The 21,648-nt window shown below is 75.0% G+C and carries 11 protein-coding genes; 6 read left to right on the top strand and 5 right to left on the bottom strand.

Annotated features, from left to right (window positions below; all coding sequences use genetic code 11):
* Positions 1-10: 10 nt before the first annotated feature.
* The 3 genes from mutS to WME89_RS18780 form a co-directional block, all read right to left on the bottom strand.
* Positions 11-2,854 carry a DNA mismatch repair protein MutS gene (gene mutS / locus WME89_RS18790; RefSeq protein WP_438010493.1) on the bottom strand — a complete coding sequence of 948 codons (2,844 nt, stop codon included), beginning with the start codon at positions 2,852-2,854 and terminating at the stop codon, positions 11-13.
* A 132-nt stretch (positions 2,855-2,986) separates the two neighbouring features.
* Positions 2,987-5,860 (bottom strand): hypothetical protein, encoded by a 2,874-nt coding sequence (locus tag WME89_RS18785; protein ID WP_438010492.1) that lies wholly within the window; start codon positions 5,858-5,860, stop codon positions 2,987-2,989.
* Complete coding sequence (locus WME89_RS18780; RefSeq protein ID WP_438010491.1) at positions 5,857-7,518, bottom strand: hypothetical protein; 1,662 nt, start codon at positions 7,516-7,518, stop codon at positions 5,857-5,859. The genes WME89_RS18785 and WME89_RS18780 overlap by 4 nt, the downstream gene beginning before the upstream one ends.
* Before the next feature lie 709 nt (positions 7,519-8,227).
* Between WME89_RS18780 and WME89_RS18775 the strand changes: the two genes are divergently transcribed.
* The 5 genes from WME89_RS18775 (at position 8,228) to WME89_RS18755 (ending at position 17,738) form a co-directional block, all read left to right on the top strand.
* The gene (locus WME89_RS18775; protein WP_438010490.1) at positions 8,228-9,535 is read left to right on the top strand and encodes a PP2C family protein-serine/threonine phosphatase; all 1,308 of its coding nucleotides are present in this window, start codon (positions 8,228-8,230) and stop codon (positions 9,533-9,535) included.
* A 453-nt stretch (positions 9,536-9,988) separates the two neighbouring features.
* The gene (locus tag WME89_RS18770; RefSeq protein ID WP_438010489.1) at positions 9,989-11,056 is read left to right on the top strand and encodes a hypothetical protein; all 1,068 of its coding nucleotides are present in this window, start codon (positions 9,989-9,991) and stop codon (positions 11,054-11,056) included.
* A gap of 326 nt (positions 11,057-11,382) precedes the next feature.
* Positions 11,383-15,468: a serine/threonine-protein kinase gene (locus tag WME89_RS18765; protein WP_438010488.1), complete on the top strand. Its 4,086-nt coding sequence runs from the start codon at positions 11,383-11,385 to the stop codon at positions 15,466-15,468.
* Positions 15,469-15,606: 138 nt separating this feature from the next.
* Entirely contained in the window at positions 15,607-16,242 is a 636-nt protein-coding gene (locus WME89_RS18760; RefSeq protein ID WP_438010487.1) for an OmpH family outer membrane protein, read from the top strand.
* 329 nt (positions 16,243-16,571) lie between these two features.
* Entirely contained in the window at positions 16,572-17,738 is a 1,167-nt protein-coding gene (locus WME89_RS18755; protein WP_438010486.1) for a hypothetical protein, read from the top strand.
* Between the two features lie 30 nt (positions 17,739-17,768).
* On the opposite strand, the gene WME89_RS18750 is transcribed toward WME89_RS18755, so the two are convergent.
* Both WME89_RS18750 and WME89_RS18745 read right to left on the bottom strand, forming a co-directional pair.
* On the bottom strand, positions 17,769-18,779 hold the full coding sequence (locus WME89_RS18750; protein ID WP_438010485.1) for a tetratricopeptide repeat protein: 1,011 nt from the start codon (positions 18,777-18,779) through the stop codon (positions 17,769-17,771).
* 173 nt (positions 18,780-18,952) lie between these two features.
* Positions 18,953-21,058: a hypothetical protein gene (locus tag WME89_RS18745; RefSeq protein WP_438010484.1), complete on the bottom strand. Its 2,106-nt coding sequence runs from the start codon at positions 21,056-21,058 to the stop codon at positions 18,953-18,955.
* A 64-nt stretch (positions 21,059-21,122) separates the two neighbouring features.
* On the opposite strand from WME89_RS18745, the gene WME89_RS18740 reads away from it, so the two are divergent.
* Positions 21,123-21,575: a hypothetical protein gene (locus WME89_RS18740; RefSeq protein ID WP_438010483.1), complete on the top strand. Its 453-nt coding sequence runs from the start codon at positions 21,123-21,125 to the stop codon at positions 21,573-21,575.
* Positions 21,576-21,648: the final 73 nt, after the last annotated feature.

The raw sequence follows: 21,648 nt of genomic DNA, 5'->3' as shown, positions 1-21,648 counted from the left end.
CTGACACCTGTCACCGCGTGTCACCCGCGCCGCTGCCGAGCAGCCCCTTCAGCTTCACGACGAGCTTCAGCGCGTCGAGGGGCGCGAGCCGATCGACGTCCACCGAGCGCAGGGTCTCGATGACGGCCGTCTGCTCCGGCGGCACCGCCGCCTGCGCCGGGGCGAACAGGTCGAGCTGCGCGGCGCCCGCGCGCGTGCGGCCGCGCAGCGACGCGTGCTTGCCGCCCGGCAGCGCGGCGCCCGACTCCAGCGTCGCGAGGATGGCGCGGGCGCGCGCGAGCACGCCCTCGGGGACGCCCGCGAGGCGCGCGACGGCGACGCCGTAGCTGCGGCTCGCGGGGCCCGCCTCGAGCTTGTGGAGGAAGATCACGTCGTCGCCGTGCTCGCGCGCGGCGACCGAGTAGTTCGCGATGCCCGGCGAGCGCGCCGAGAGCTCTGTCAGCTCGTGGTAGTGCGTCGCGAACAGGGCGCGGCAGCCGATCGCGTCGAACAGGTGCTCGGCCACCGCCCAGGCGATCGCGAGGCCGTCGTACGTGCTCGTGCCCCGGCCGATCTCGTCGAGGATCACGAGCGATCTCCGCGTCGCGTCGCGGAGGATCTCGGCCGTCTCCCGCATCTCCACCATGAACGTGCTCTCGCCGCGCGCGACGTTGTCGCTCGCGCCGACCCGCGAGAGGATCCGGTCGACGAGGCCGATCTCCGCCTCGCGCGCCGGCACGTAGCTGCCCATCTGCGCGAGGACCACGATCAGCGCGACCTGGCGCATGAGCGTCGACTTGCCCGCCATGTTGGGGCCCGTGATCAGCCAGAGCCGCTCGCCCGAGAGGTCGAGGCGGGTGTCGTTCGGCACGAAGTGCCCGGCGGCCGCGAAGCGCTCGACCACCGGGTGGCGGCCGTCGCGGATCGCGATCGCCTCGCCCGAGGTGACGTGCGGCCTCACGTAGTCGTTGCGGTGGGCGACGTCGGCGAGCGCGGCGGCGACGTCCCACGCCGCGAGCTTGCGCGCGAGCGCGCGGAGCCGGCCCTCGCTCTTCGCGACGGCGGCCCGCAGGCGCTCGAACAGCGCCGTCTCCCGCTCCAGCGCGCGCGCCCCGGCGTGCTCGATCTTGTCGGCCAGCTCGTCGAGCTCGTCGCTCGTGTAGCGCTCGCCGGTCGCCACGGTCTGCTTGCGGCGGAAGGTGTCCGGGACCTTGGCGATGTGCGCGCGCGTCACCTCGATGTACCAGCCGAACACGCGCGTGTACTTGACCCGGAGCGACGGCGCGCCCGTCTGCGAGCGCAGCTTGGCCTCGAGCGCGAGGATGAGCTCCGTCGCGTTCTTCTCGACGGCGCGCGCCTCATCGAGCTCCTTGTCGTACCCCTCGCGGAAGATGCCGCCCTCGCGCGCGTTCGGCGGCGGCCGCTCGACCAGCGCGGCGGCCAGCTCGGCGCGCACGTCCGCGACGACGTCCAGCGCCGCGGCCTCGGCGAGCAGCGGCTCCGCGCTCGAGCCGGCCGCCGCGCGGCGGCGGTCCTCCGCGGGGCCGCCGCCGCGGGCCGCCGCGCGCTCCTTGCCCCGCTCCGCCGTGGGTCGCTCGGCGGCGCCCGCCCTGCCCCGCTCCGCCGCGCCGTCCGTGCCCCGCTCCGCCGCGCTGCCGAGGTCGGGGATCGACCGGACCGCGGCGATCGCCGCCGGGGCCGCCGTGAGGCCGTCGCGCAGGCAGCCGAGGTCGCGCGGCGTCGCCTCGCCGAGGAGCGCGCGGACGCTGAGGCGCTCGAGGTCACCGACGCCGCCGAGCGCCTCCCGCAGCTCGCCCCGGGCGCGCGGGTGCGAGACGAAGAGCTCCACCTCGTCGAGGCGCCGGCGGATGGCCGCCACCTCCGCGAGCGGCGTGAGCAGGCGGCGGCGCAGCAGCCGGGCGCCGCCGGGGGTGACCGTGCAGTCGATGACGTCGAGCAGCGTGCCGCGGCGGCCCCCGTCCGCGGCGCGCGCGAGCTCCAGGTGCGACTGGGCCGTCTCGTCGATGCGCAGCGTGCCCGAGGTGTCGTGCGGGGCGATGCGGCGCACCGGGATGCGCGCGCCGGGGCTGCAGCGCCGCGCGAAGCGCAGCGCCCGCGCCGCCGCGCGCACGGCCGGGAGCGGGTGCTCCTCCAGGGCCGCCGCCGAGATCGGCTCGAGCGCGGCGTCGTCGAGGATCGACGCGATCTGCGCGCTGTCGAGGTCGTCGTCGTCGCGCAGCGCCGCGCGGCAGGCGAGCGAGGTCGCCGCGGCGCGGACGTCCGGCAGATCCCGGGCGATCAGCGCCTCGCGCGGATCGGCCCGGGCGAGCTCCGCGAGCAGCGTCGCGGCGTCCGGGATGGAGGTCGCCGAGAGCTCGCCCGTCGAGAGATCGAGCAGCGACAGGCCGTACGGTCCGCCCGCCGCGCCGCCGTCCCCGCGGGGGACGCCGCCGCCGTCGACGGCCGCCAGGTAGTGGTTGGCGCGCGCGTCGAGCTGCTCGGAGTCGGTCACGAGCCCCGGCGTGACGACGCGCACCACCTGCCGCGGCACGAGCCCCTTGATCTTCGACGGATCTCCGCACTGCTCGCAGATCGCCACCTTGTGGCCGAGCGCGAGGAGCCGCGCGATGTACCCGTGCGCCGCGTGGTGCGGGACGCCGGCCATCGGGACCTCGTCGGGCTCCCCCTTGTTGCGGCTCGTGAGCGTCAGGTTCAGCGAGCGCGCCACGAGGACCGCGTCGTCGTTGAACATCTCGTAGAAATCGCCCATCCGGAAGAAGAGGATCGCGTCAGGGTGGAGCGCCTTCGCCTCCTCGTACTGGCGCATCACCGGCGTCAGCTTCTTCCTGGCCGCAGGCTGCTCGGACGGATGCATCGCCGGCGTCTTAGCCTCGACGCCCGGTGAGGTCTACGCGGGACTCGCGCGTTTGCCCCGTGGTTTACGTGGAAAAATCGGGATCGAATCCGGAATGAACCGCGCGATCGTCGCGCGGGCTCGGCGCGCCGATCAGTGGAACCGGCGCGCGACGCCGACGCTGCGCGCGCTCAGCAGGATCAGGCCCTGGAGCGAGCCGTCGGTCACGGCGAGCTCCCCCGTCGCGGGGACGAGCCGGATGGCCTGCGGCTGCAGCTCCACGTCGTCGCTGAGCTCCACGAGGAGCGGCGTGAACGCCCCCTGGGTGCCGAAGCGGAACTGCATGTCCTGCTCGGGCGCGCCGCCCGTGATCGCGAAGCGGAACATCGGGCTGGTGAACGCGCCCAGCTCCCCGTCGGTGACCCGCCCGTCCTCGGGCGTGTGCACGACGCGCCCGTTGAGCCGCGCGAGGCGCTCGTCGCACGCGTTGCGGCACCGGCCCGTCTCCGGGTCGGCGACGACGTGGTGCAGGAAGCCGACCGCGTTGCTCCGGACGATCCACTGGCCCGCGGCGCGGACGCCGAGCTGCACCTCGCCGGGGAAGCAGCACGCCGCGAGCGCGACCTCGTCGACCGCGGGGTCGCGCGACTCGAGCGTGAGGCGATCCTCGTAGGCCTCGGCGATGCGCAGGCCCGGGCGCGACGTGATGACGCTGCCGTAGCGCGCGTCGCAGACCTCGAACGAGCACCCGCCGGAGGACTCGGCCTTGGCCCAGTGGGCAGCGTCCTCGCCCGGGAGCGCGGACGTGACCTGCACGAAGTCGGCGAGCTCTGCGGCCCGCGCGGCGGCCTCGCCCGCCTCGACGCCGGCGGCGAGCAGCTGCTCCTCGACGCTGGCCCGGCTCTGCACCCCGCGGCCGCAGAAGCGCGCGTCCGCGCTCCTCACGGCGGCGCCCCCCTCGAAGTGGACGAACGTCCGGGTGAACCCCGGGAGGACGCCCTCGTAGGTCGCGATCCACGTCTCGTTGACGAGGTGCACCCGCGGGTCCTCGAGGTTCATCGTCAGCGCGTGCTGCGGCTCGCCGGACCTGATCACGAGCCCCTGATCGTCGACGTCGGTCTCGCCGCGGTCGGTCGCCACGATCGTCTCGCGCTGCGCCCCCACCGCGAGCGCGAGCGCCGGCGAGGCCGTGCCCTCGGACGGGAACGTGGCGCGCATCTTCGGGCTGTTCGCGGAGAGCGGCACGAGCGTGCCGGTCCGATCGTAGAGGATCGGCAGACCCTGCACGCCGGGCTCGAGCTGGCCGGAGCCGTCGCTCGTCACGACGTAGTTCGCCGAGCGCAGCGTGTGCGGGATGACGACGTTGCACGAGGCCTCGCCGCTGGTCACGAGCGGCTCGTCGCCCGCCTCGGCGCAGCCCGCGCGCGCGCTGCCGACGGCGGGACCGCGGCAGGCCGCGTCGAGGTCGTCCACGTCGACGATCGCCACCTGGCCGTTCGTGAGCACCAGGTAGGCGAACGAGCCCCGGAGCTTCAGCGGGCCGGCGCCGGCGTCGCGCTCGGCCGAGGTCCGGTACAGCGTCTCGATGTCGCACGAGGCGACGCTGCTGTCGCACCGCCTGAGGCCCGGATCGGGGTCGCACCGGATCCCCTGCGGCGCCACGCCCGTCGCCGGGAGCGTGGCCGGGGCCTCGCGCTGCACGACGGCGAGGTCGCGGACCGGCGCCGGCAAGCGGATCCGGTCCGGCGGCTGGAACGGGTTCCACTCCGCGTGAGGGCGCGAGAGCGGCGCCCGGCCGAGGGCGCCGTCGCTGACGTCGAAGACCATCACGCTGCCGTCGCCCGCGTCGACCGCGTAGAGGTAGCGGCGGAAGTCGGGGGGCGACGCCTGGCTCACCGCGACGCGGCTGGTCGTGACGACGCGCTCGGGGTCGAGCGTGGACTCGGGCAGGAGCGGGGGCAGCTCGAGCGGCTCGCACGGCTCCGAGAGGTCGACGACGTGGATCACCGGCGCGTCGAGATCGGCGACGAACAGCCGGTCGCCGGAGAGCGCGAGCCCCGCGGGCCGGGGCTCCTCGACGGCCTGGGCCGAGGCGGCCGAGGCCGCCGGCGCCGCGCACTCCGGGCCGTGCGGCGCGCTCTCGGGCGGCGCGGGCGGCGGGAGCGAGACGTCGAGAGGGAGCCACCGCTCCACCTCGCACGGCGCGAACCCGCCCTCGGCGTAGCGCTCGTCCTCGAGGAGCGTCTGCGCGTCGATCACGGCGAGGCCGCCGAGCTCGGGCATGCTCACGATGAGCTTCTGCCGGCCGAGCCCTTCCTGGCTCAGGTCGCCGTTCGCGCTGCCGCACGCGTCGCCGCCGGCCGCGGCCTCGCCCGGGCTCGTCGGCTCGACGTCGTAGGCGCCCAGGCACGAGCTCCGCAGCTTGCCGTCGGGGCCCGGCGGATCGGAGACGAGCAGGACCTCGCCCGGCGCCGAGCCGAGCGAGCAGGAGGGCCAGGAGCTGAGCGACGGCACGGGGCAGCCGCCGCGCGGCAGCACCTTCGCCGACGGGAGCGCGAAGATCCCCTCGCGCCCCGGCTCGGCGACGGCGACGAACGACGCGGTGCCGCCCGGGGTCGCGACGATGTCGACCGGCTGCGCGCCCACCGGGAGGAAGCTCGCGCCGGGCGTGCCCGTGTCGTGATCGAGGATCGGCGAGCGCTCGGTGGTCATGTCGATGACCGCCACCTCGCCGCGCGACGTCTGCGTCACGAGCGCGTAGAGGTGCGGCAGCTTGGCCGCGCCCCCGTCGGCCGCGTCGACCTGGAAATCACTGGGTGAATCCGCGGTGCGGGACGAGCAGTCCGTGATCGGCAGCGAGCGCAGCACGCCGGGCTTCTCCGGATCCGGCCGGTCGATGGCGAGGCAGACGAAGGCGCTCCGGCCGGACTGCGCCAGCGCTTCGACGGCGGCCGGCGTGGACTCCTCGGCGCACCCGGCGAGCACAAGGACGGAGGTGGGGGCGAGGAGCGCGGCGCGCAGCTTCATTGGGACTCCCGGGGCGGGACCGGCTTGCCCACCGTGAGGATCATCGTTGCGGACGTGTTCGCCTTGCGCAGGTCGAGATCGACGACGCCGAGGTACGAGTCGGTGAAATGCGCGATGTACATGAGGGAATAGGGTTCGCAACCGTCGCTGCCGGGCGCGCAGTCGCAGCGCTCCCTGTCGTCGCTGCAGGTGTGGCCCGTGTCGAAGGCGATCGCCTGGGGACCGCGCCCGGTGGGGATGACGGCGTCGACGCGGTGCGCCTCCGGGTTGTAGGAGAACGCGAGCCCCGAGTCGAAGGCGAGCGCGAAGACCCGCCGGTGGCGCGCGCCGTCGGCGCCGATCACGTCGCCCACCTCGACGCGGGACGGGTAGGCCGCGAGCGGCGCGGCGTCGCGGATCGCGATTGTCTCGTACGCCGCGATCCACCTGTCTTCGGGCTTCTCCGCGTCCTTCTCGATCAGCGTCGTGATCACCTCGCCGATGAGCAGCGAGCTCGGGAAGCGGTGCGCCACGAACACCGGGATCGGGATCGCCGCGCACCGCGCGAGGCACTCGTAGTCGCCGTCGCCGCAGCCCGCCTCGCACGCCTGCCGCTCGCTCGCGTCGACCGCGATCCCGCGGGAGTCGGTGCCGCTCGCGAGCGCCGTGATCGGGGTCGTGGTCGACTGGTACAGCAGCGCCGGCGCGGTCGACATGGGCTCGGGCTCCTGGTACCGGAGCAGATCGAGCTGCGACGACGCCACGTACGTGAGCACGAACGCGGGCTGGTAGTCGATCGCCTTGCTCGCCGCCTTCAGCTGCGTGATCAGGCGCGGGCGCGGCACGGCCGCGAGCTCCGTCGGTCCGGAGGCGAGATCCTCGAGGATCCCGGCCAGCTCCGGCCGCTGGCCCTCGTTCCACGAGTTCGCGATGACGCTGGCGGAGTTCAGCGTCTGGTGCGAGACGACGATGCTCGTCCCGTCCGTGCCCGCGGCGATGCCGAACGGCTCGAGCGGGAGCTTCTCCTTGACGCGCCCCTGGCCCGGGTCCTCGCCGATGCGGTGGTCCCTCGGGCAGCGCCCGCCCGACTCGGTGGCGCCGCAGTCGAGCTGGAAGCAGGCGTCGCCCTGGCAGCGCTGCGCGTCGGGGGCGTCGAGCCGGTCGTCGGCGACGTCGAAGTAGGTCACCGAGGGGTCGCCGCGGACGGGCACGAACAACCGAGCGTTCTGTTCCCCTGGCGTGGCGCCGGGCTCGGTGAGCGGCCTGTGCGCGAGGGCGAGGTTCGACGCGAAGGCGCCGATCACGGCCGAGCGCCGGACGATCTCCTCGTCGCCGTCGAGGGCGGCGATGTCGAGCGGCGAGCACGGCCCCGGGTAGAGCAGCGGCGCGGGGTTGGCGCCGAGGCCCACCGCCTCGCACGCCGCGCGCGCGCTCGCGCCGGCGCCCGCCTCGCGCGGGTTGAGCGACGCCTGGAGGGCGAGCGCCCGGCGGCGCAACCGCTGGAGATCCAGCGCCTGGACCGTGCCGCCGTTGTACTGGAGATCGAAGTCCGAGTTCGCGACGTAGAGGACCCGCCCGCCAGGGGAAGCCGCGATGCCTGCCGGGAAATAGAACCCCTCGACCGGCGGCGGGAGCCCCTCGCTCTCGACGAAGCAGCCGGCCACCCCGAGCCCGCCCAAGATCGAGGCCGCGAGGCCCGCACCAAGAATGCGAGGTGTCCGGAGAAGTGTGCAGGCGAGCGTCATGCGGGCGCGGAGACTAGTCAGCACCACGAGCACTGGCAACCCGCTCCAGGAGTTCGTTTACGGTGGACGCGCGACGAAGACGCCGGCGCGCGTCCCCGCGAGAGGCCGGCGTCGGAGGCCGGAGGGACGCGCAGGGCGGCTCGGGGGTGAAGGGAGCGCCCTGCCGGGAGCGCGGGGAGGCCTTCGGCGCGAACGCGAGTCGCCTCGAGCCTCTCTAGAGGAGAGCCCCTCTACCAGAGAAGATCCCCGGAGAGCCAGGCCGCGCGGGGCATGACCTCGTGCTCTCGCCGCGCGGGGCCGATATCCGTCGGGGAAGCGAAGGGGCGCGCTCTCCTGCACAGCCTGCCGCAGCGCAGCACGCGCGCGGGCGGGCCCGGCCGGCGTGCAGCCCGGCAGACGCGGCCTCATCACGAGGCTCGCAGCGGCGGCCGCCCGCCACGGGGCCTCGCCATCGCGGACGGGGCGGGGGCGCATCTCTGCGCTGGCAGGCGCCGAGGTGCGCCTCAGGTACGCGCCCAGCGGACGAGGCCGAAGCCAGGAATGATCGCCGTCGTCCGTCCTCCTGCACGTTGATCTCGGAGACGCGGCGCGCCTTTGCTACGTTGGTCGCCGGGACATGGCCGATCTCGCAGCCGCCCTTGTCATGGGAATCGCCCTTCTGGGGCTGATCTATTGGTATTTTCGTTCAAACAACGGCGACCGGGCCCGGCCCCGCGCGGCGATCGCGCCGTCGCAGGGTGGCCCAGGAGCCCAGGCCCTCGACGAGGGGGAGGCAGATCTCGAAGGTTCTACGACGGGTTCGGGCGCAGTCGGCTCGCAGGACGGCGCGCATGCGCCCGCGAGCGAGGTCTCCCACGCGAAGACCACGGGAGGACAGGGCCGCGCGGAGCGGGTGTCGAGCGCCGAGTGGAAGCGCCCGAACGGGGCGTCGCGCCGCGACGACGACGATGACGGCTTCGACGATGATGACGACGATCTCACGCTGATCACGCTGGCGCCGCCGGAGGTGTTGCAGAGCGCAATCAAGCGCCCGAGCGCCCCGTCGTACGGCGGCGACGAGGAGGACGACGACGACGATCACGAGCGCGAGGAGCCTTCGGCTGTCCCGATCATCTACGACGACGAGGCCGCCGTCGACGAGCCGACCAGCTCGTCGCCGCTGCTGCTCATCAGCGCCGTGGGACAGACGGACCCCGGCCAGAAGCGCAAGAAGAACGAGGACTGCTATCTCTGCCTGGACGAGCACTACCTGTTCGCGGTGGCGGACGGCATGGGCGGCCACGCGGGGGGCGACGTCGCCAGCCGCCTCGCGGTCGACACGATCGCGCGGGCCTTCAAGGACCCGTCGTTCGTGGACAGCGACGCGGAGACCGCCTACCCCGACGTCCCCCGTCGCGGCAGCGAGCTCGCGGTCGCGATCCAGCGCGCGAACCAGGCCATCTACGAGCGGGCCCACGCCGAGCGGAGCCTCAACGGGATGGGCACGACCCTCGTCAGCGCCCGCTTCTCCCCCAACAAGCAGCGCCTCTACATCGGCCACGTGGGCGACAGCCGGTGTTACCGCCTCCGCGACAACGAGCTGACGCAGCTGACCACCGATCACACGATGGGCGCCGCGGGGATCACCGGGCCGATGGCGAACCACCTGAGCCGGGCGATCGGCATCTCGCCCGCGGTCAAGGTCGACCTGATCATCGCGCGCCCCCACCCCGGCGATGTCTACCTGCTCTGCTCCGATGGCCTCTCCAAGATGGCGACGCACGAGGCCATCCGCGACATCCTCCTCGCCGAGCCCGACCCCGAGAAGGCGTCCCAAGCGCTCATCGAGAAGGCGAACGCGAGCGGCGGTCGCGACAACATCACCGTCATCCTCGTCCGGGTCAGCGACCCCAAGGACCTCGCGCGGCTCGCCTCGCGCGCAGGTGCCATCGCGGGCGCGAGCGCGAGCTGACCGCTCGCGGCGCGCGCTCTCCTCTCCCCTCTCCCTCTCCTCTCCCCTCTCACTCGAGATCGATCCCCGCGCGGCGCCAGCCGGACGCCTGCGCGCCCGGCGGAGCGCGCCCGTCGCGACCCGTCGGCTCGCGCGGTCGCCACGAGTCTGCTCGCGAGCATGATTACGGACAACGTGTCTCGATTGCCACGGATACAGACACGCTCGCGCGTCGGACCGCAGAGCAGTGATGTACGGACAGCTGGCGCCAATCGTCACGAATAACGCGCATGCTCGCCTTTACAGTCGAATCGAGCGCCCATTACGGCGCGCAGCCTTCGATTATCACGCGCAGGCAGCATAAAGGGCTCGAGATTACGCGAGGAGAAACGTCATGAGCTCTTGACTCGCTTTGGCTCGAGAGCGCTCAATGGCCGCCACGAACGACTCGCTCAGCGGAGCTATTGACTCGGGATGCAACGACCTCTTCTCTGCAACATTGTTTTCGCCTCTCTCCTGCTCGGCGCGCCCGCGCTCGCCGCAGAGCCGACGCGCCGCGTGCTGCGGTTGCACTACAGCGAGGATGCGCCAGCGGCGTCATGCCCTGGAGAGGCCGCGCTGCGCGAGCAGATCCAGCTGCGCACCGGCTACGACCCTTTCCGGGAGGACGCGCCCGAGGAGGTGACCATCGCGATCGGCCCGCGCGGCGACGACCTCGTCGCCACCGTCAAGTACGGAGACGCCGGCGGGAAGGTCTCCACCCAGCGCGAGTTCGACGTCCCGAACAGCGACGCTGCGTGCGATCTGCTCACCAGCTACGTCGCGCTCTCGATCGCCTTCACGCTGACGCCCTTCGGGCTCGACGGGCGCGCCCCGGCGGCGGCGCCGCCGCGCCCCGCGGCCCCGCCGCCCGGACCGCCGGCGCCGCCGCGGAGAGGGCCGCCGCCGCGGAGAGGGCCGCCGCCGCGCCCGGAGCCCGCGAGCGTGCCCGGGAGGCCCTGGAAAACGATGCTCGCCGGCGTCGGCGCGCTCGCGCGGATCGGGGCGGGCAGCGAGCTGCTCGGCGGCCTGTCCTGCATCCTGCGCGCGCGCTGGTCGAGGCGGCTGACCGTGTCGCTCGAGAGCCGCTACGTCTCTCTCCCGCCGGCGACAGACGCGCGGAAGGTCAGCGGTGAGTCGGCTCCGGACACCTCGGCCCCCGGCGGGAGCTCGGAGGCGCGGACGCTGTACACGCGGTCGATCCTCTCTGGCGCCCTGGCCTCGTGCCTCCACACGAGCGACCTGTTCGTCACCTGCGGCCTCGCGGAGGCCGGCACGCTGCTGCTCTCCGCGCAGCCCGACAGCAACCCCGACACGGCCCTGCTGATGATGGCGCTGGGGCTGCGCGGCGGGATCGAGCTCGCGCTCGACGACACGCTCTGGTTCTACGCTCACACGGAGCTCCTCGCGGCGTTCAGGCTCGAGGACGCCCCGTCGATCGGGGCCCTGAGGACACCTCACCTGACCGCCTCGGTGGGCGCCGGGCTCCTCGCGGCGTTCTGAGGGCGCGGAGGGCGGCTCGGGCGGCGGATGGGGCCCGATGGCCCGACGGCCCGGTTCGTGGCTGGAAATTTCGAGCGCCGGGCCTGCCTCGACGCGCCCCCTCCCGGGGCCGCGCGGCGCGCGGCGCGAGCGTCAGCCGCGCGGCTCCGGGAGGGGCGCGTCAGCCCAGGTCGCCCGGCGGCGCGCGCGGCGTGCCAGCAGCGCGCGGAATGCCTTCTCGCTGGCATGAGGCTGCGAAATTCGCGTAGCCTTTCCCGACGGTGCTCCCGGAGTTCACCGATCCGACCGACCGCTTCATGATCGAAGCCCGCAGCCGAAGCGGCGGCATGGGCGACATTTTCAAGGGCACCGATCAGACCACCGGCGCCCCGGTCGCGATCAAGATCCTGCGCGCCGCCGCGTCGGACCAGGAGCGCGCCCGCTTCGCGCGCGAGATCGCGATCCTCGCCGATCTGCGGCACCCGAACATCGTCCAGTACATCGCCCACGGCACATGGCTCGACGGGCGCCTGTTCTTCGCGATGGAGTGGCTCGACGGCGAGGACCTCGGGCAGCGCCAGCGGCGCGCGCCGCTCGGCCTGCGCGACTCGGTGGAGGTCGTCCGGCGCAGCGCGGCCGCCATGGCCGCCATCCACGCCCGCGGGGTCGTCCACCGCGACCTCAAGCTGTCCAACATCTTCCTCGTCCGCGGCAAGGGCACGGCGATCAAGCTGATCGACTTCGGCGTCGTGAAGCTCGCGATCCCGGACGACTGCCCCACCGAGCGCGGCACGATCATCGGCACCCCGCACTTCATGGCGCCCGAGCAGGCGCGCGGCGAGCCGGTGGACGCGCGGGCCGACGTCTACTCGCTGGGCTCCGTCCTGTTCCGCCTGGTCACCGGCCGGAACGTGTTCGAGACCGAGCACGCGATCGCGCTGCTCGGGCGCCTCGTGCTCGAGGACCCGCCCCGCGCGCAGCAGATCCGCTTCGACGTGCCGGAGGCGCTCGACGAGGTGATCACGCGCGCCATCGCGCGCGATCGCGAGAAGCGGTACGAGAACGGCGGCGAGCTGGCGCGCGCGCTCGCGCGGGTCGGGGAGCTCAGCAACGACCCCCCCGCGACGGACAGGTCGGCGTCGGCGGTGCGACAGGCGGCGGCGCCCGAGATCAAGCCGAGCCCGGCGAGCCCCGCCGGGCCGAGCGACGAGCGGCCGCAGGTGCGGCTCGCGACGAGCGAGCGGCGCGTCGTCGCCTGCGTGCTCTTCGAGCTGGGCGCGGGCCCGCTCCGCCCCGACGTGGACGCCTCGCTCCGCGAGGTCCTCGGCGACGACGCGCGGCTCGAGCCGCTCCTCAGCGGGAAGATGGTCGCGGTGCTCGGGGTGGAGCGCTCGCGCGGGGACGAGGCGATGCGCGCCGCGCGGGCGGCGCTGACCGTCGCCCGGTCGACGCCGGGCGCGCGGGTCTCGGTCGCGGTCGGGCACGCCGTCCGCGGCCGCGCGAACCTCGCCGGCGAGGCGCTCGAGCGCGCGGCGCAGCAGCTCGAGTCCGCCGTGCCCGGCGCGGTCCGGATCGACGTGTACGCGACCGCGGCGCTCGAGGGGCGGTTCGTGGTCCAGGAGGACGCGCGCGGCGGCGTGCTCCTCCACGAGGACGCGACCGGCTTCGACGCGCGGAAGCTGCTCGGGCCCCCCACGCCGACCATCGGGCGCGACAACGAGATCGCGAGGCTCCAGGGCATCTTCAGCGAGCTCGCCGAGGACGGCGTCCCGCGCGCCGCGCTGGTGACAGGCCCCGCCGGCATCGGCAAGAGCCGCGTCCGCGCCGAGCTGATCCAGCGCCTCGACATGGCGCCGCACGCGCCGGTCATCCTGCTCTGCCGGGGCGATCCGATGAGCCAGGGCTCGGGCCTGCCCGGGCTCGGCCGCGCCCTGCGCGCGCTCATGGGCATCCACGACGGCGAGCGCCTCGAGGACCAGGTGCAGAAGGTGAACGCCCACGTGGCGATGCGCCTTGCCCGCCCGCTGCGCTTCCTCGCCGCCTTCATCGGGGAGCTCACCGGCGTGCCGTTCCCGGACGAGGGCAACGAGCCGCTGCGCGCCGCGCGCGAGAGCCCGCAGCTCATGGAGTCGCGCATGCGGATGGCGATCGAGGCGTTCTTCCGCTCGAAGTCCGAGAGCACGCCGCAGATCCTGGTCATCGAGGACATGCACTGGGCCGACAGCACGACCGTCGACCTCGTCGACTGGCTGCTCGGCTGCACCGACCTCCGCTTCGGCGTCTTCGGCTTCGCGCGCCCCGAGATCGGAGGCCGGTTCCCGGCGCTGTGGGCGCAGCGCAACGTGACCCGCCTGTCGCTCGCCCCGCTGTCGCCGCAGGCCGCCGACCGGCTCGTGGCGACGGCGCTCCCCCAGGCCGACCCGGCCACGCGCGGCGCCATCGTGCGGCGGGCCGGCGGCTACGCGCTCTTCCTGGAGGAGCTCATCCGGTACGCCGCCGACGGGCGCGACGACGTGCCGCTCAGCGTGCAGGCGCTGGTGCAGCTCCGCGTCGATCGCATGTCGAAGGGGGTGCGCGAGGTGCTGCGCGCCGCGTCCGTCTTCGGCCAGGTGTTCTGGAGCGGCGGCGTCGAGGCGCTGCTCGAGCGCGCCGTGGGCGCCGAGCTCGCCGAGCTCGAGGCGGGCGAGATCATCGCGCGCCAGCTGGAGCCGCGCGTCGCGGGGCAGGTGCAGTGGACGTTCCGCCAGGCGCTCGTGCGCGACGCCGCGTACGCGTCGATCCTCGAGGAGGATCGCGCCGCGCTGCACCTCGCCGCGGCCGCCTGGCTCGAGTCCGCGGGCGACGTCGACCCGGGGCTCGTCGCGCGGCACGCGGAGGCCGCCGGCGACAAGGCGCGGGCCGCGCTGCTCTACGCCCGGGCGACGCGCGCCGCCGTGGCGACCGGCGCGGAGCTCGACGTGGCGCTCGAGCTCGCGACGCGCGGGCTCGCCTGCGGGGCGGAGGGGACCACGCGCGCGACGCTCCTCGTCCACCGCGGGGAGATCTGCGAGCTGATGGGCCGCGTCCCGGAGGGCCTCGACGCGGCGGAGGAGGCCGCGCGGCTCGCGCTGCCCGGCTCGGATCTGTGGGGCGAGGCGCAGGTGCTCGCGGTGACGTGCATGATCGAGGCGGGCCAGAGCGCCGAGGGCGACGCGCGCGCCGCCTCCGCGCTCTCGCCGCACTTCGCGGCGGCGCTCTCGCCGTCGATCCGCGCCATGCTGCTCGCGTCGCGCGTCCGCGGCCTCGTGGACCTGAGCCGGCCCGCCGAGGCGCTCCGCGCCGCGGAGGCGGCCATCGAGGTCGCGCGCGCGAGCGGCTCGACCGGCGCGCTCCTCCGCACCCACGAGGCCCACCTGGCGGCGCTGATGAACGTCGGGGACCTGTCCGCCGCGGTCATCGCGGGCACGGCGCTGATCGCGGCGGCCGACCAGGCCGGCGACGCCGTCGTCGCGACGAAGGCCCGCCTGAACACCGGCTCGGTGCTGAACCACCTCGGCCTGTTCGAGGACGCGCAGGCGATGCTCGAGCGCGCGCTGCTCGACGCGCGGAGCCGGAAGCTCCGGGCGCTCGAGGGCTTCGCGCTTCACAACCTCGGCATGTCGTACGCGCGGCTCGGCAACATCGAGGAGGGCGTCGCGCACCAGCGCCAGGCCGGCCGCATCGCCGACGAGTGCCAGATCGCCCGCCTCAGGATCGTCGGGCGGCTGTACGAGGCGCTCTTCCTCGTCTGGCGCGGCGCGCCCGGCGATCACGGGACCGCCCACTCCATCGCTCGCTGGCTCTGCGAGGAGACGGCGCGCCACGCGACGTCGCTGCAGGCGATGGCGAGCTTCGCGCTCGCCCGCGTCCAGCTGGCGCGGCGCGAGCTCAGGGCCGCGGTCGACGCGGCGCGCGAGGCCTCCCGCCGCCTCGAGGGCGGGCCCATCGAGGAGTGGAACGACGCGATCCGCCTCACGCTCGTCGAGGCCCTGCTCGCGACAGGGGACGAGGCGGCCGCGAACGCCGCGCTCGACGCGGCGTTCACCGCGCTGGCCGCGCGCGTCGAGGCCCTGCGGGATCCGCGCCACCGCGAGGCGTTCCTGCGCGGGAGCGACGACATCGGGCGGCTCATCGCGCTCGCGCGCGAGCGCCTCGGCCGATCGCTGCCCGCGTCCTCGGCGCCGCAGCGCGCGCCGGGCGCGGAGCCGGCCGCGCGGCCGACCGCCGCGGCCGCCGCGGCGCCGTCGCGGAGCAAGGTCACGAAGGCCGCCGGCGTCACGGCGCGGAAGGACCGCGCGGAAGCGCAGGGCAGCGAACCGGCGGCGCAGCGCGGCGCGGGCCCTGCCCAGAGCAAGGACGCTCACGGCGACGGCGCGGCGGCTCCGCCGCGCGAGAAGGACGCGCCACGTTCTTGACGTTGGGTGGCCGGGTAGCTAAGGCCATCCGCGATGCAAAACAACGTTGCTGAGCGGTCCTTCGTGCGCGGCTCCACGTCCTCCGGCTCCGCGCGTCCGGCTGGCCCGCGCCGGTTGGATCGACGGATCGCGGGGCGCTTGCTGCCGTTGCTCGCCGCAGCGGCGATGGGCGGGGCGGCGCTGCTCGCGCCCGCGCCCGCGTCGGCGCAGTCGAAGATCGCCGTCGTCGACGTGCGGCGCGCCATGCTGGAGACCGAGGAAGGCCTCCGCCTCCAGGCGACGCTCAAGAAGCTGTTCGACAGCCGCCAGGTGGAGCTCGACACGAAGCAGCGCGCGCTCGCCGACGAGCGCGACAAGCTCGACAAGGAGGCCCAGGCGGGCAAGACGCCGAAGGACGCGCTCCAGCGCCGGTTCGAGACCTGGCAGCGTCAGGCCGCGGAGCTCCAGGCGACGATGGTCGACTACCAGCGCGAGATGCAGCGCAAGGAGACCGAGCTGACCACGCCGATCCTGCAGAAGGTGCTCGGCCTGCTCCGCCGCCTCGCCGCGCAGGAGGGCTACGACCTCATCCTCGACAAGTCGGCCGCGCCGTACTACCGCGCCGATCTCGAGCTCACCGATCGCGCCATCCAGCTGTACAACAGCGGGCAGACCGGCGACGCGGCGCCCGGGAAGGCTGCGCCGCCGGGCAAGGGCGCGGCGCCCGCGGCCCCGGCGAAGCCGGCCGGCCCGGCGCCCAGGCCGGCCGCCCCCGCGGCCCCTGCCAGGAAGTAGCTGGCTCCACGCCGCGGCGGCCCCGCGCGGCGCCGCTCAGCGGCTCGGGCGACTCTACATCTCCGGATCTCCGACACCCCACGACGGGTGACTCCACACAACACGATCGCGTCGAAGGTGGTACCGCGCGCCGCCGTGTCCGCCCGCTGGCTCGCGGCGTTCCTCGCGTTCGGCGGGGCTCCCGTGCATTGCCATCCCGCGCCGGAGAGACGTAGAGTCCATCGTGCGAGCTGCTCTCCTCGCTCGCCTCGCGCCGTCGCGCACGCGCTGCCGCAGGGGGCACAGCGCGTGGCTCCGCGCGGCGGGCAGCCTGCCAGGGAGGTGATTCGGTGAGCTCTTTTCTCGTCGGCCGGAGAGCGCACCTCGCGGCCTGGCTCGGCCTCTGCGCCTCTGGCGCGCTCGCGGCGCCGGCAGCGTGCCTGTACCCCGAGTACACCTTCGATGAGCCCGAGCCCTCGGGAAGCGCCGGCAGCAGCGCCAGCGGGGACGGGGCGGAGGACTGCGCGAACGGCGCCGACGACGACGGCGATGGCCTGGTCGACTGCGCGGATCCGGCGTGCGGCGACTTCGTGTGCACGACCGCCGTGCCGGAGGGCTGGAGCGGCTACTTCGCGCTGTTCGATGGAGAGCCCGCCATGGACCCGGGCTGCCCTGCCGGGTTCACCGCGGGGCCGCCGTTCGTCGGGAACCGCGGCCTGTCCGCGCCGCCGGCGGCCTGCGCGTGCTCGTGCGGCCCGGCGCAGGGGCAGGAGTGCGGGCCGCTGAAGATCAGCGTCAGCGACTCGCCTTGCGGCGCGAGCTGGGATTGCGCCTGGGATCTCAAGCCCATCTCCGGCTGGAAGGCCGGCGAGTGCGCGGGCCCCGACGGGGTCTTCGGCGGCGGGGTAGCCTGCGAGCCGGGCGGCGCCTGCGACGCGACGCCCGAGGCGCACCCGTGCGTCGCCTCGGTCACCGTGGAAGTGATCGCGGCGACCGGCGGCAGCTGCGCGCCGGGGCCCGTGCAGATGCAGAGGCAGGACCCCACCTGGACACGGCTCGGTCGCGCGTGCGTCGCAGCAGAGCGGACGGGCGAGGGCTGCAACCTCGGCCGGGTCTGCGCGCCCAGGCCGGCCGCGCCGTTCGAGGACGGGCTCTGCATCGCGAAGGAAGGCGACAACGCGTGCCCGCCAGGCGCGTACACCGAGAAGCACGTCTTCTTCACCGGGATCGAGGACACGCGCAGCTGCGATGACGACTGCGCGTGCGGCGAACCGTCGAACGGGACCTGCCCGACGATGGTCACCCTCTACTCCGATACGCAGACGGACACGTGCGAGACGCCGCTGTTCGCGCTGTCCACCGGGGAGTGCGGGGACCTCACCGGCAACCCGTCGATCGTCGGGCGCATGGCGATGTCGCCCGGCACGCCCACCGGGGGCGCGTGCATCCCGAGCGGCGGAACCGCTGCCGGCGCGGCGCGGGGCGCATCCCCGAGGACGTTCTGCTGCCAGGGCTGACCGGCTCGCGAGCCCCGGGCGCGCCCGGTCTCAGAACCTACCGGCGACGCTGAGGCCCGCGAGGTCGGCGCCCGGCGCGTGCGGCACGACGGCCGCGCGAGGAACGCCCGCGGCGCCGCCGCCGCGGCTCGTCACGAGCAGCGCGATCCCCGCGGCCACGCCGGCGACGCCGAGCCCGATCCCGACCTCGGCGACGCCGGTGTACAGCCGGCCGCGGTCGGCGGTAGGCCTGGCCGACGGAGGGCAGCTCCTGTCGCCGCCGCACAGCGCGTCGAGATCGCTCAGCGTGCCGGCGCGGAGGCCGAGGAAGACGCCGCCCACGACGCCGCTCGCGATCCCCGCGCCGAGCACCACGAGGCCCGGCACCTTCGACGGCCGCGCCGCCGGCCTCGGGGCCTCGGGCGGCGCGGTGTCCGGCGGCGCGGCCGCGCGCGGCGGCTCCGGCGGCGCGGTGATCGCGACCTCCACGGTCTTCTCGTCGCGCTCGTCGAGCGTGACGGTCTCCCGCACCACCTCGCGATCGCCGATCCTGGCCGAGACGACGTGCGGCCCGGGGTCGACGGGGATGTCGGCGCTCATCTCCGCGGCGCCGAGCGCGGACCCGTCGAGCAGGATCGTCGCCGTCAGCGCCCCCGGGCCGCGGCGGATCGCGAGCCGCGGGATGCGCTGCTCGAGGTCCTCGATGCGCGGGCCGACGTTCGCGGTGACGTCCCTCGCCTTCGGGTCACCGTCGGCCGCGGCCGCGGCGATGCGGTAGTTGCCGAGCGCCGAGACGAGCTTGCCGAGCCGCGCCTCGCACTCGGCGATGTTGAACAGCACCTGCGGCGTGCGCCGCACGTTCGCGACCGCCTGGAATCTTGCGAGCGCCGCGGGGCAGTTGTTCGCCGCGCTGAGCGCGACGCCCTCCTGGAAGAGCGCGCGCGCCTCCGCGAGCTCCTCCTTCGTCTGGGCCCCCGCCGGGGGCGCGGCGAGCAGCGCGGCGCCGAGCGCCGCGGCCGCGATGATCTGCCTGCCGCTCTTGCGATGTCCGCCCTGCTCCATGCTCCCCCTCGGCGGGCGCAGCGCCCGGGCCAGGCCATGCGCCAGCCGCCGCGGCGCGGCAAGGCCAGCGGAGCGCGGCGGACGCGCCTCGCCGCGACGAGCGGCGGCGCCAGCGCTACGACGAGCGTCGGCGCCAGCGCCGCACGCCGCAGCCGCCGCAGCCGCCGCCGGCCTCACGCGACGCGCCGGCGCGGCCGGATCCAGCGGCCCGGGGCGCCCGAGGCGCGCGCCGCGATCGGGCGCCAGGCCGCGATCGCCTCCTCCTGGTCGACCACGAAATCGTGCGGATCGAAGCGCACGAAGTGCCCGGTGCGGACGATGAGCTCGCGCTGGAGCAGCCGGCGCTCGGCCGGTGTGACCCGGCCCGTGTCGAGCTCGTCGAGCACGACCTCGGGGGTGTAGGGGAGCCCGCGCCGGTACCGCGCGCCGAGGTCCCAGCCCTGGCAGCGCTCGATCCAGAAGGCCCGCCAGCGCGCGGCGTCCACCGTGGGCTGCTCGACCATCTCCGGCGCCGGCGCGGCGGGCGGATCGCGGGGGTCGCTGACCAGCTGCGCGAGCTTGAGCTGGCGTGGCTCGCCCACGTCCGGGTCGGGCGGGTCGGCGACGGCGATCTCCTCGTCCTCCACCGCGACCTCGTCCCACATCCCGGCGCCGGTGATCCGATCGAGCGCGTACGCCGCGGTGAGCTTCGCCGCCTTGTCCCCGTCGCGCTCGAGCAGGTCGATGAGCAGGGGCACGGCCGAGGCCGCGCCGGTCCAGCCCACGGCGGCGATCAGGCCGCGGCGCGGCGCCTCGAAGGCGCGCGCGACGAGGTGCCGCGCGTCCGCCTCGTCGCCCGCGAGCGCGAGCAGGAGCGCCGCCGCGTCCCCGCCCTCCGGCTCCTCCATCGCGGCGCGCAGCGCGAGCGAGGCGTGCGGGTGGTCCGAGAGCGCCATGGCCGTCCAGGCGGCCTCGCGCAGCTCCGGATCCCCGGCCGCGAGGGCCCGCTGGATCAGCTCGGGCAGGCGCTGGCCCGGCGCGCAGCCGAGGTGGTGGAGCGCGCGCGCCGCGACGGTGGCCGCGTCGTCCGAGGCCGCCGCCGCGAGCTCGTCCTCGGTCGCGAGGCCCCGGTAGGCGAGGACGTCGATCGCCATCGCGCGGAGCAGCGGCTCGGGCTCGCGGAGCAAGCTGCGCAGCGCGAGCGGCAGGAGCTCGTGCGGCGCGAGCTTCAGGGCGGCGCCGAGCTCGTCGATGAACGCCCGGTCCCGCTCGCTCCGGAGCAGCGCGTGCTCCGCCGCGGCCAGCGCGTCGCGGCCCGCGAAGCAGCCGAGCACCATCGCGCTCGCGAAGGCGACGCTCGGGTCCTTCACGGGGGCCTCCGCCACGAGGCGCGGCAGGTGCTCGAGCGCCGGCGCCCCGATCGCCGCGATCACGTCGATGGCCGCGAGCATGCGCCGCTCCAGGACCGTCGCCCCCCGGAAGGGATCGCCGAGCAGCGGCGCCCGCTGCATGCCGACCATCGCGACCTCCTCGAAGCACTCGCGGGTGCGGGCGCGGAGGAAGGCGACATCGTCGATCGCGGCGCCGATGTCCGGCGCGAAGCCGGGCGGCGGCGCCGGGCGCGCGGCCTGCTCGTCCGGGCGCCGCGGGAGCGGCCGCGCCTCCGCGGCGGCGGGGAGCACGCCGGGCGCGGGCGCCCGCTTCTTCAGCGCCTCGACCGCGGCCTTGAGCTCCTCGAAGGTCTTCGGCGGCGCGATCGGCGGCGGCGGCTTCGCGACGACCTCCGCCGGGGCCGGCTCCGGGACCTTGAGCCTCGGCACGAGCGACGCGCGCTGCACCGCGTGCAGCCGCGGCCGATCGCGGCTCGCCATGATCGGCGGCGGGGCGAGCGGCGGCGCGGGCGGCACGGCGGCGAGCCGCGCCTCGGCGCGCTCCAGCCAGCCGCGCGCGCTCCGGAGCAGGTCGCTCACGGCCGCGAGGCCCGCGTCGAGCCCCTTCGCCTCGCCGATCGGGACAGCGGCGCTATCAATTTCCGTCATGGCGGCACGCGCGGCGCCCAGCGGCTCGGCGCGGCCGTCGAAGGCGTCGTAGATCGCGCCGAAGGCCCGCTCGAGGGCGCGCGCGGGCCCGGTCAGATCGATCAAGGGCTCGACGTCGTGCTCGAGGGCCAGGGCTGCGCGGCGGAGCGCGGCGTGCGCCCTCTCGAGCTGGTCGTGAGCGGAGGGGGCCATCCCGGCGGGCGCGGAGGGCTGCCCGTCCTGACCGCCGGGCGTGACGAAGGGCAGGTACGAGAAGGACACGCTCCATGGATACACCTGCGCGGAGGAGGCCCCAAGCAGCGCGCTGGGGTAGCCTGGCGGCGCGATGAAGGATCCTCCGCGCGACGTGCTCGACCTCGATGACGTCGAGGTCTACGCGACGCTTGCCGCCCGGCTCGCGGACCCGAGCGCCGACCGCGCGGCGCTCCTCGCCGCGCACGGGCTCGACGAGGACCGCTGGGAGGCGCTCGACGACGCCTGGCAGGCGCGCCTCTCCGAGGCGGACGACGAGGACGGCGAGGACGTGGGCGTGCCGCCGCTCGTCGCGGCCTATGCCGAGACGTTCGCCAGGGTGCAGCGCGCCCGTGCGAGGAGCGAGCTGACGTTCGATCGCTTCCTCGAGGCGGCGCGCGCGATGAAGCGGGGGACCGACATGGCGACGGTGCTGAGCCGGCTCGACCTGACGCTCGAGGACTACCTGAGCGCGCAGCAGCGATGGACCGCGGCGATGCTCGAGGACGAGGAGCTCATGGCGCGGTTTCAGCGGGCGATGAAGTAGCAGGGACGGCCGCGCCGCGAGATCGGCCGGAGCCGCGGCCGCGCTGCGGGCGCGGCCTCGGGAGTATGCTCGG

This window comes from Sorangium sp. So ce321 (genome assembly GCF_051530195.1).
In the GTDB taxonomy this organism is placed as follows: domain Bacteria; phylum Myxococcota_A; class Polyangia; order Polyangiales; family Polyangiaceae; genus Sorangium.
The sequence above is the reverse complement of the archived record's forward strand: the minus strand, read 5'-3'. Positions and strand labels throughout refer to the sequence as shown.

What these genes read in the sequence shown, in the direction of transcription:
- mutS (WP_438010493.1), bottom strand. Translation starts at nt 2,854, where the DNA reads ATGCATCCGTCCGAGCAGCCTGCGGCCAGGAAGAAGCTGACGCCGGTG.
- WME89_RS18785 (WP_438010492.1), bottom strand. Translation starts at nt 5,860, where the DNA reads ATGAAGCTGCGCGCCGCGCTCCTCGCCCCCACCTCCGTCCTTGTGCTC.
- WME89_RS18775 (WP_438010490.1), top strand. Translation starts at nt 8,228, where the DNA reads ATGGGAATCGCCCTTCTGGGGCTGATCTATTGGTATTTTCGTTCAAAC.
- WME89_RS18770 (WP_438010489.1), top strand. Translation starts at nt 9,989, where the DNA reads ATGCAACGACCTCTTCTCTGCAACATTGTTTTCGCCTCTCTCCTGCTC.
- WME89_RS18765 (WP_438010488.1), top strand. Translation starts at nt 11,383, where the DNA reads ATGGGCGACATTTTCAAGGGCACCGATCAGACCACCGGCGCCCCGGTC.
- WME89_RS18750 (WP_438010485.1), bottom strand. Translation starts at nt 18,779, where the DNA reads ATGGAGCAGGGCGGACATCGCAAGAGCGGCAGGCAGATCATCGCGGCC.
- WME89_RS18740 (WP_438010483.1), top strand. Translation starts at nt 21,123, where the DNA reads ATGAAGGATCCTCCGCGCGACGTGCTCGACCTCGATGACGTCGAGGTC.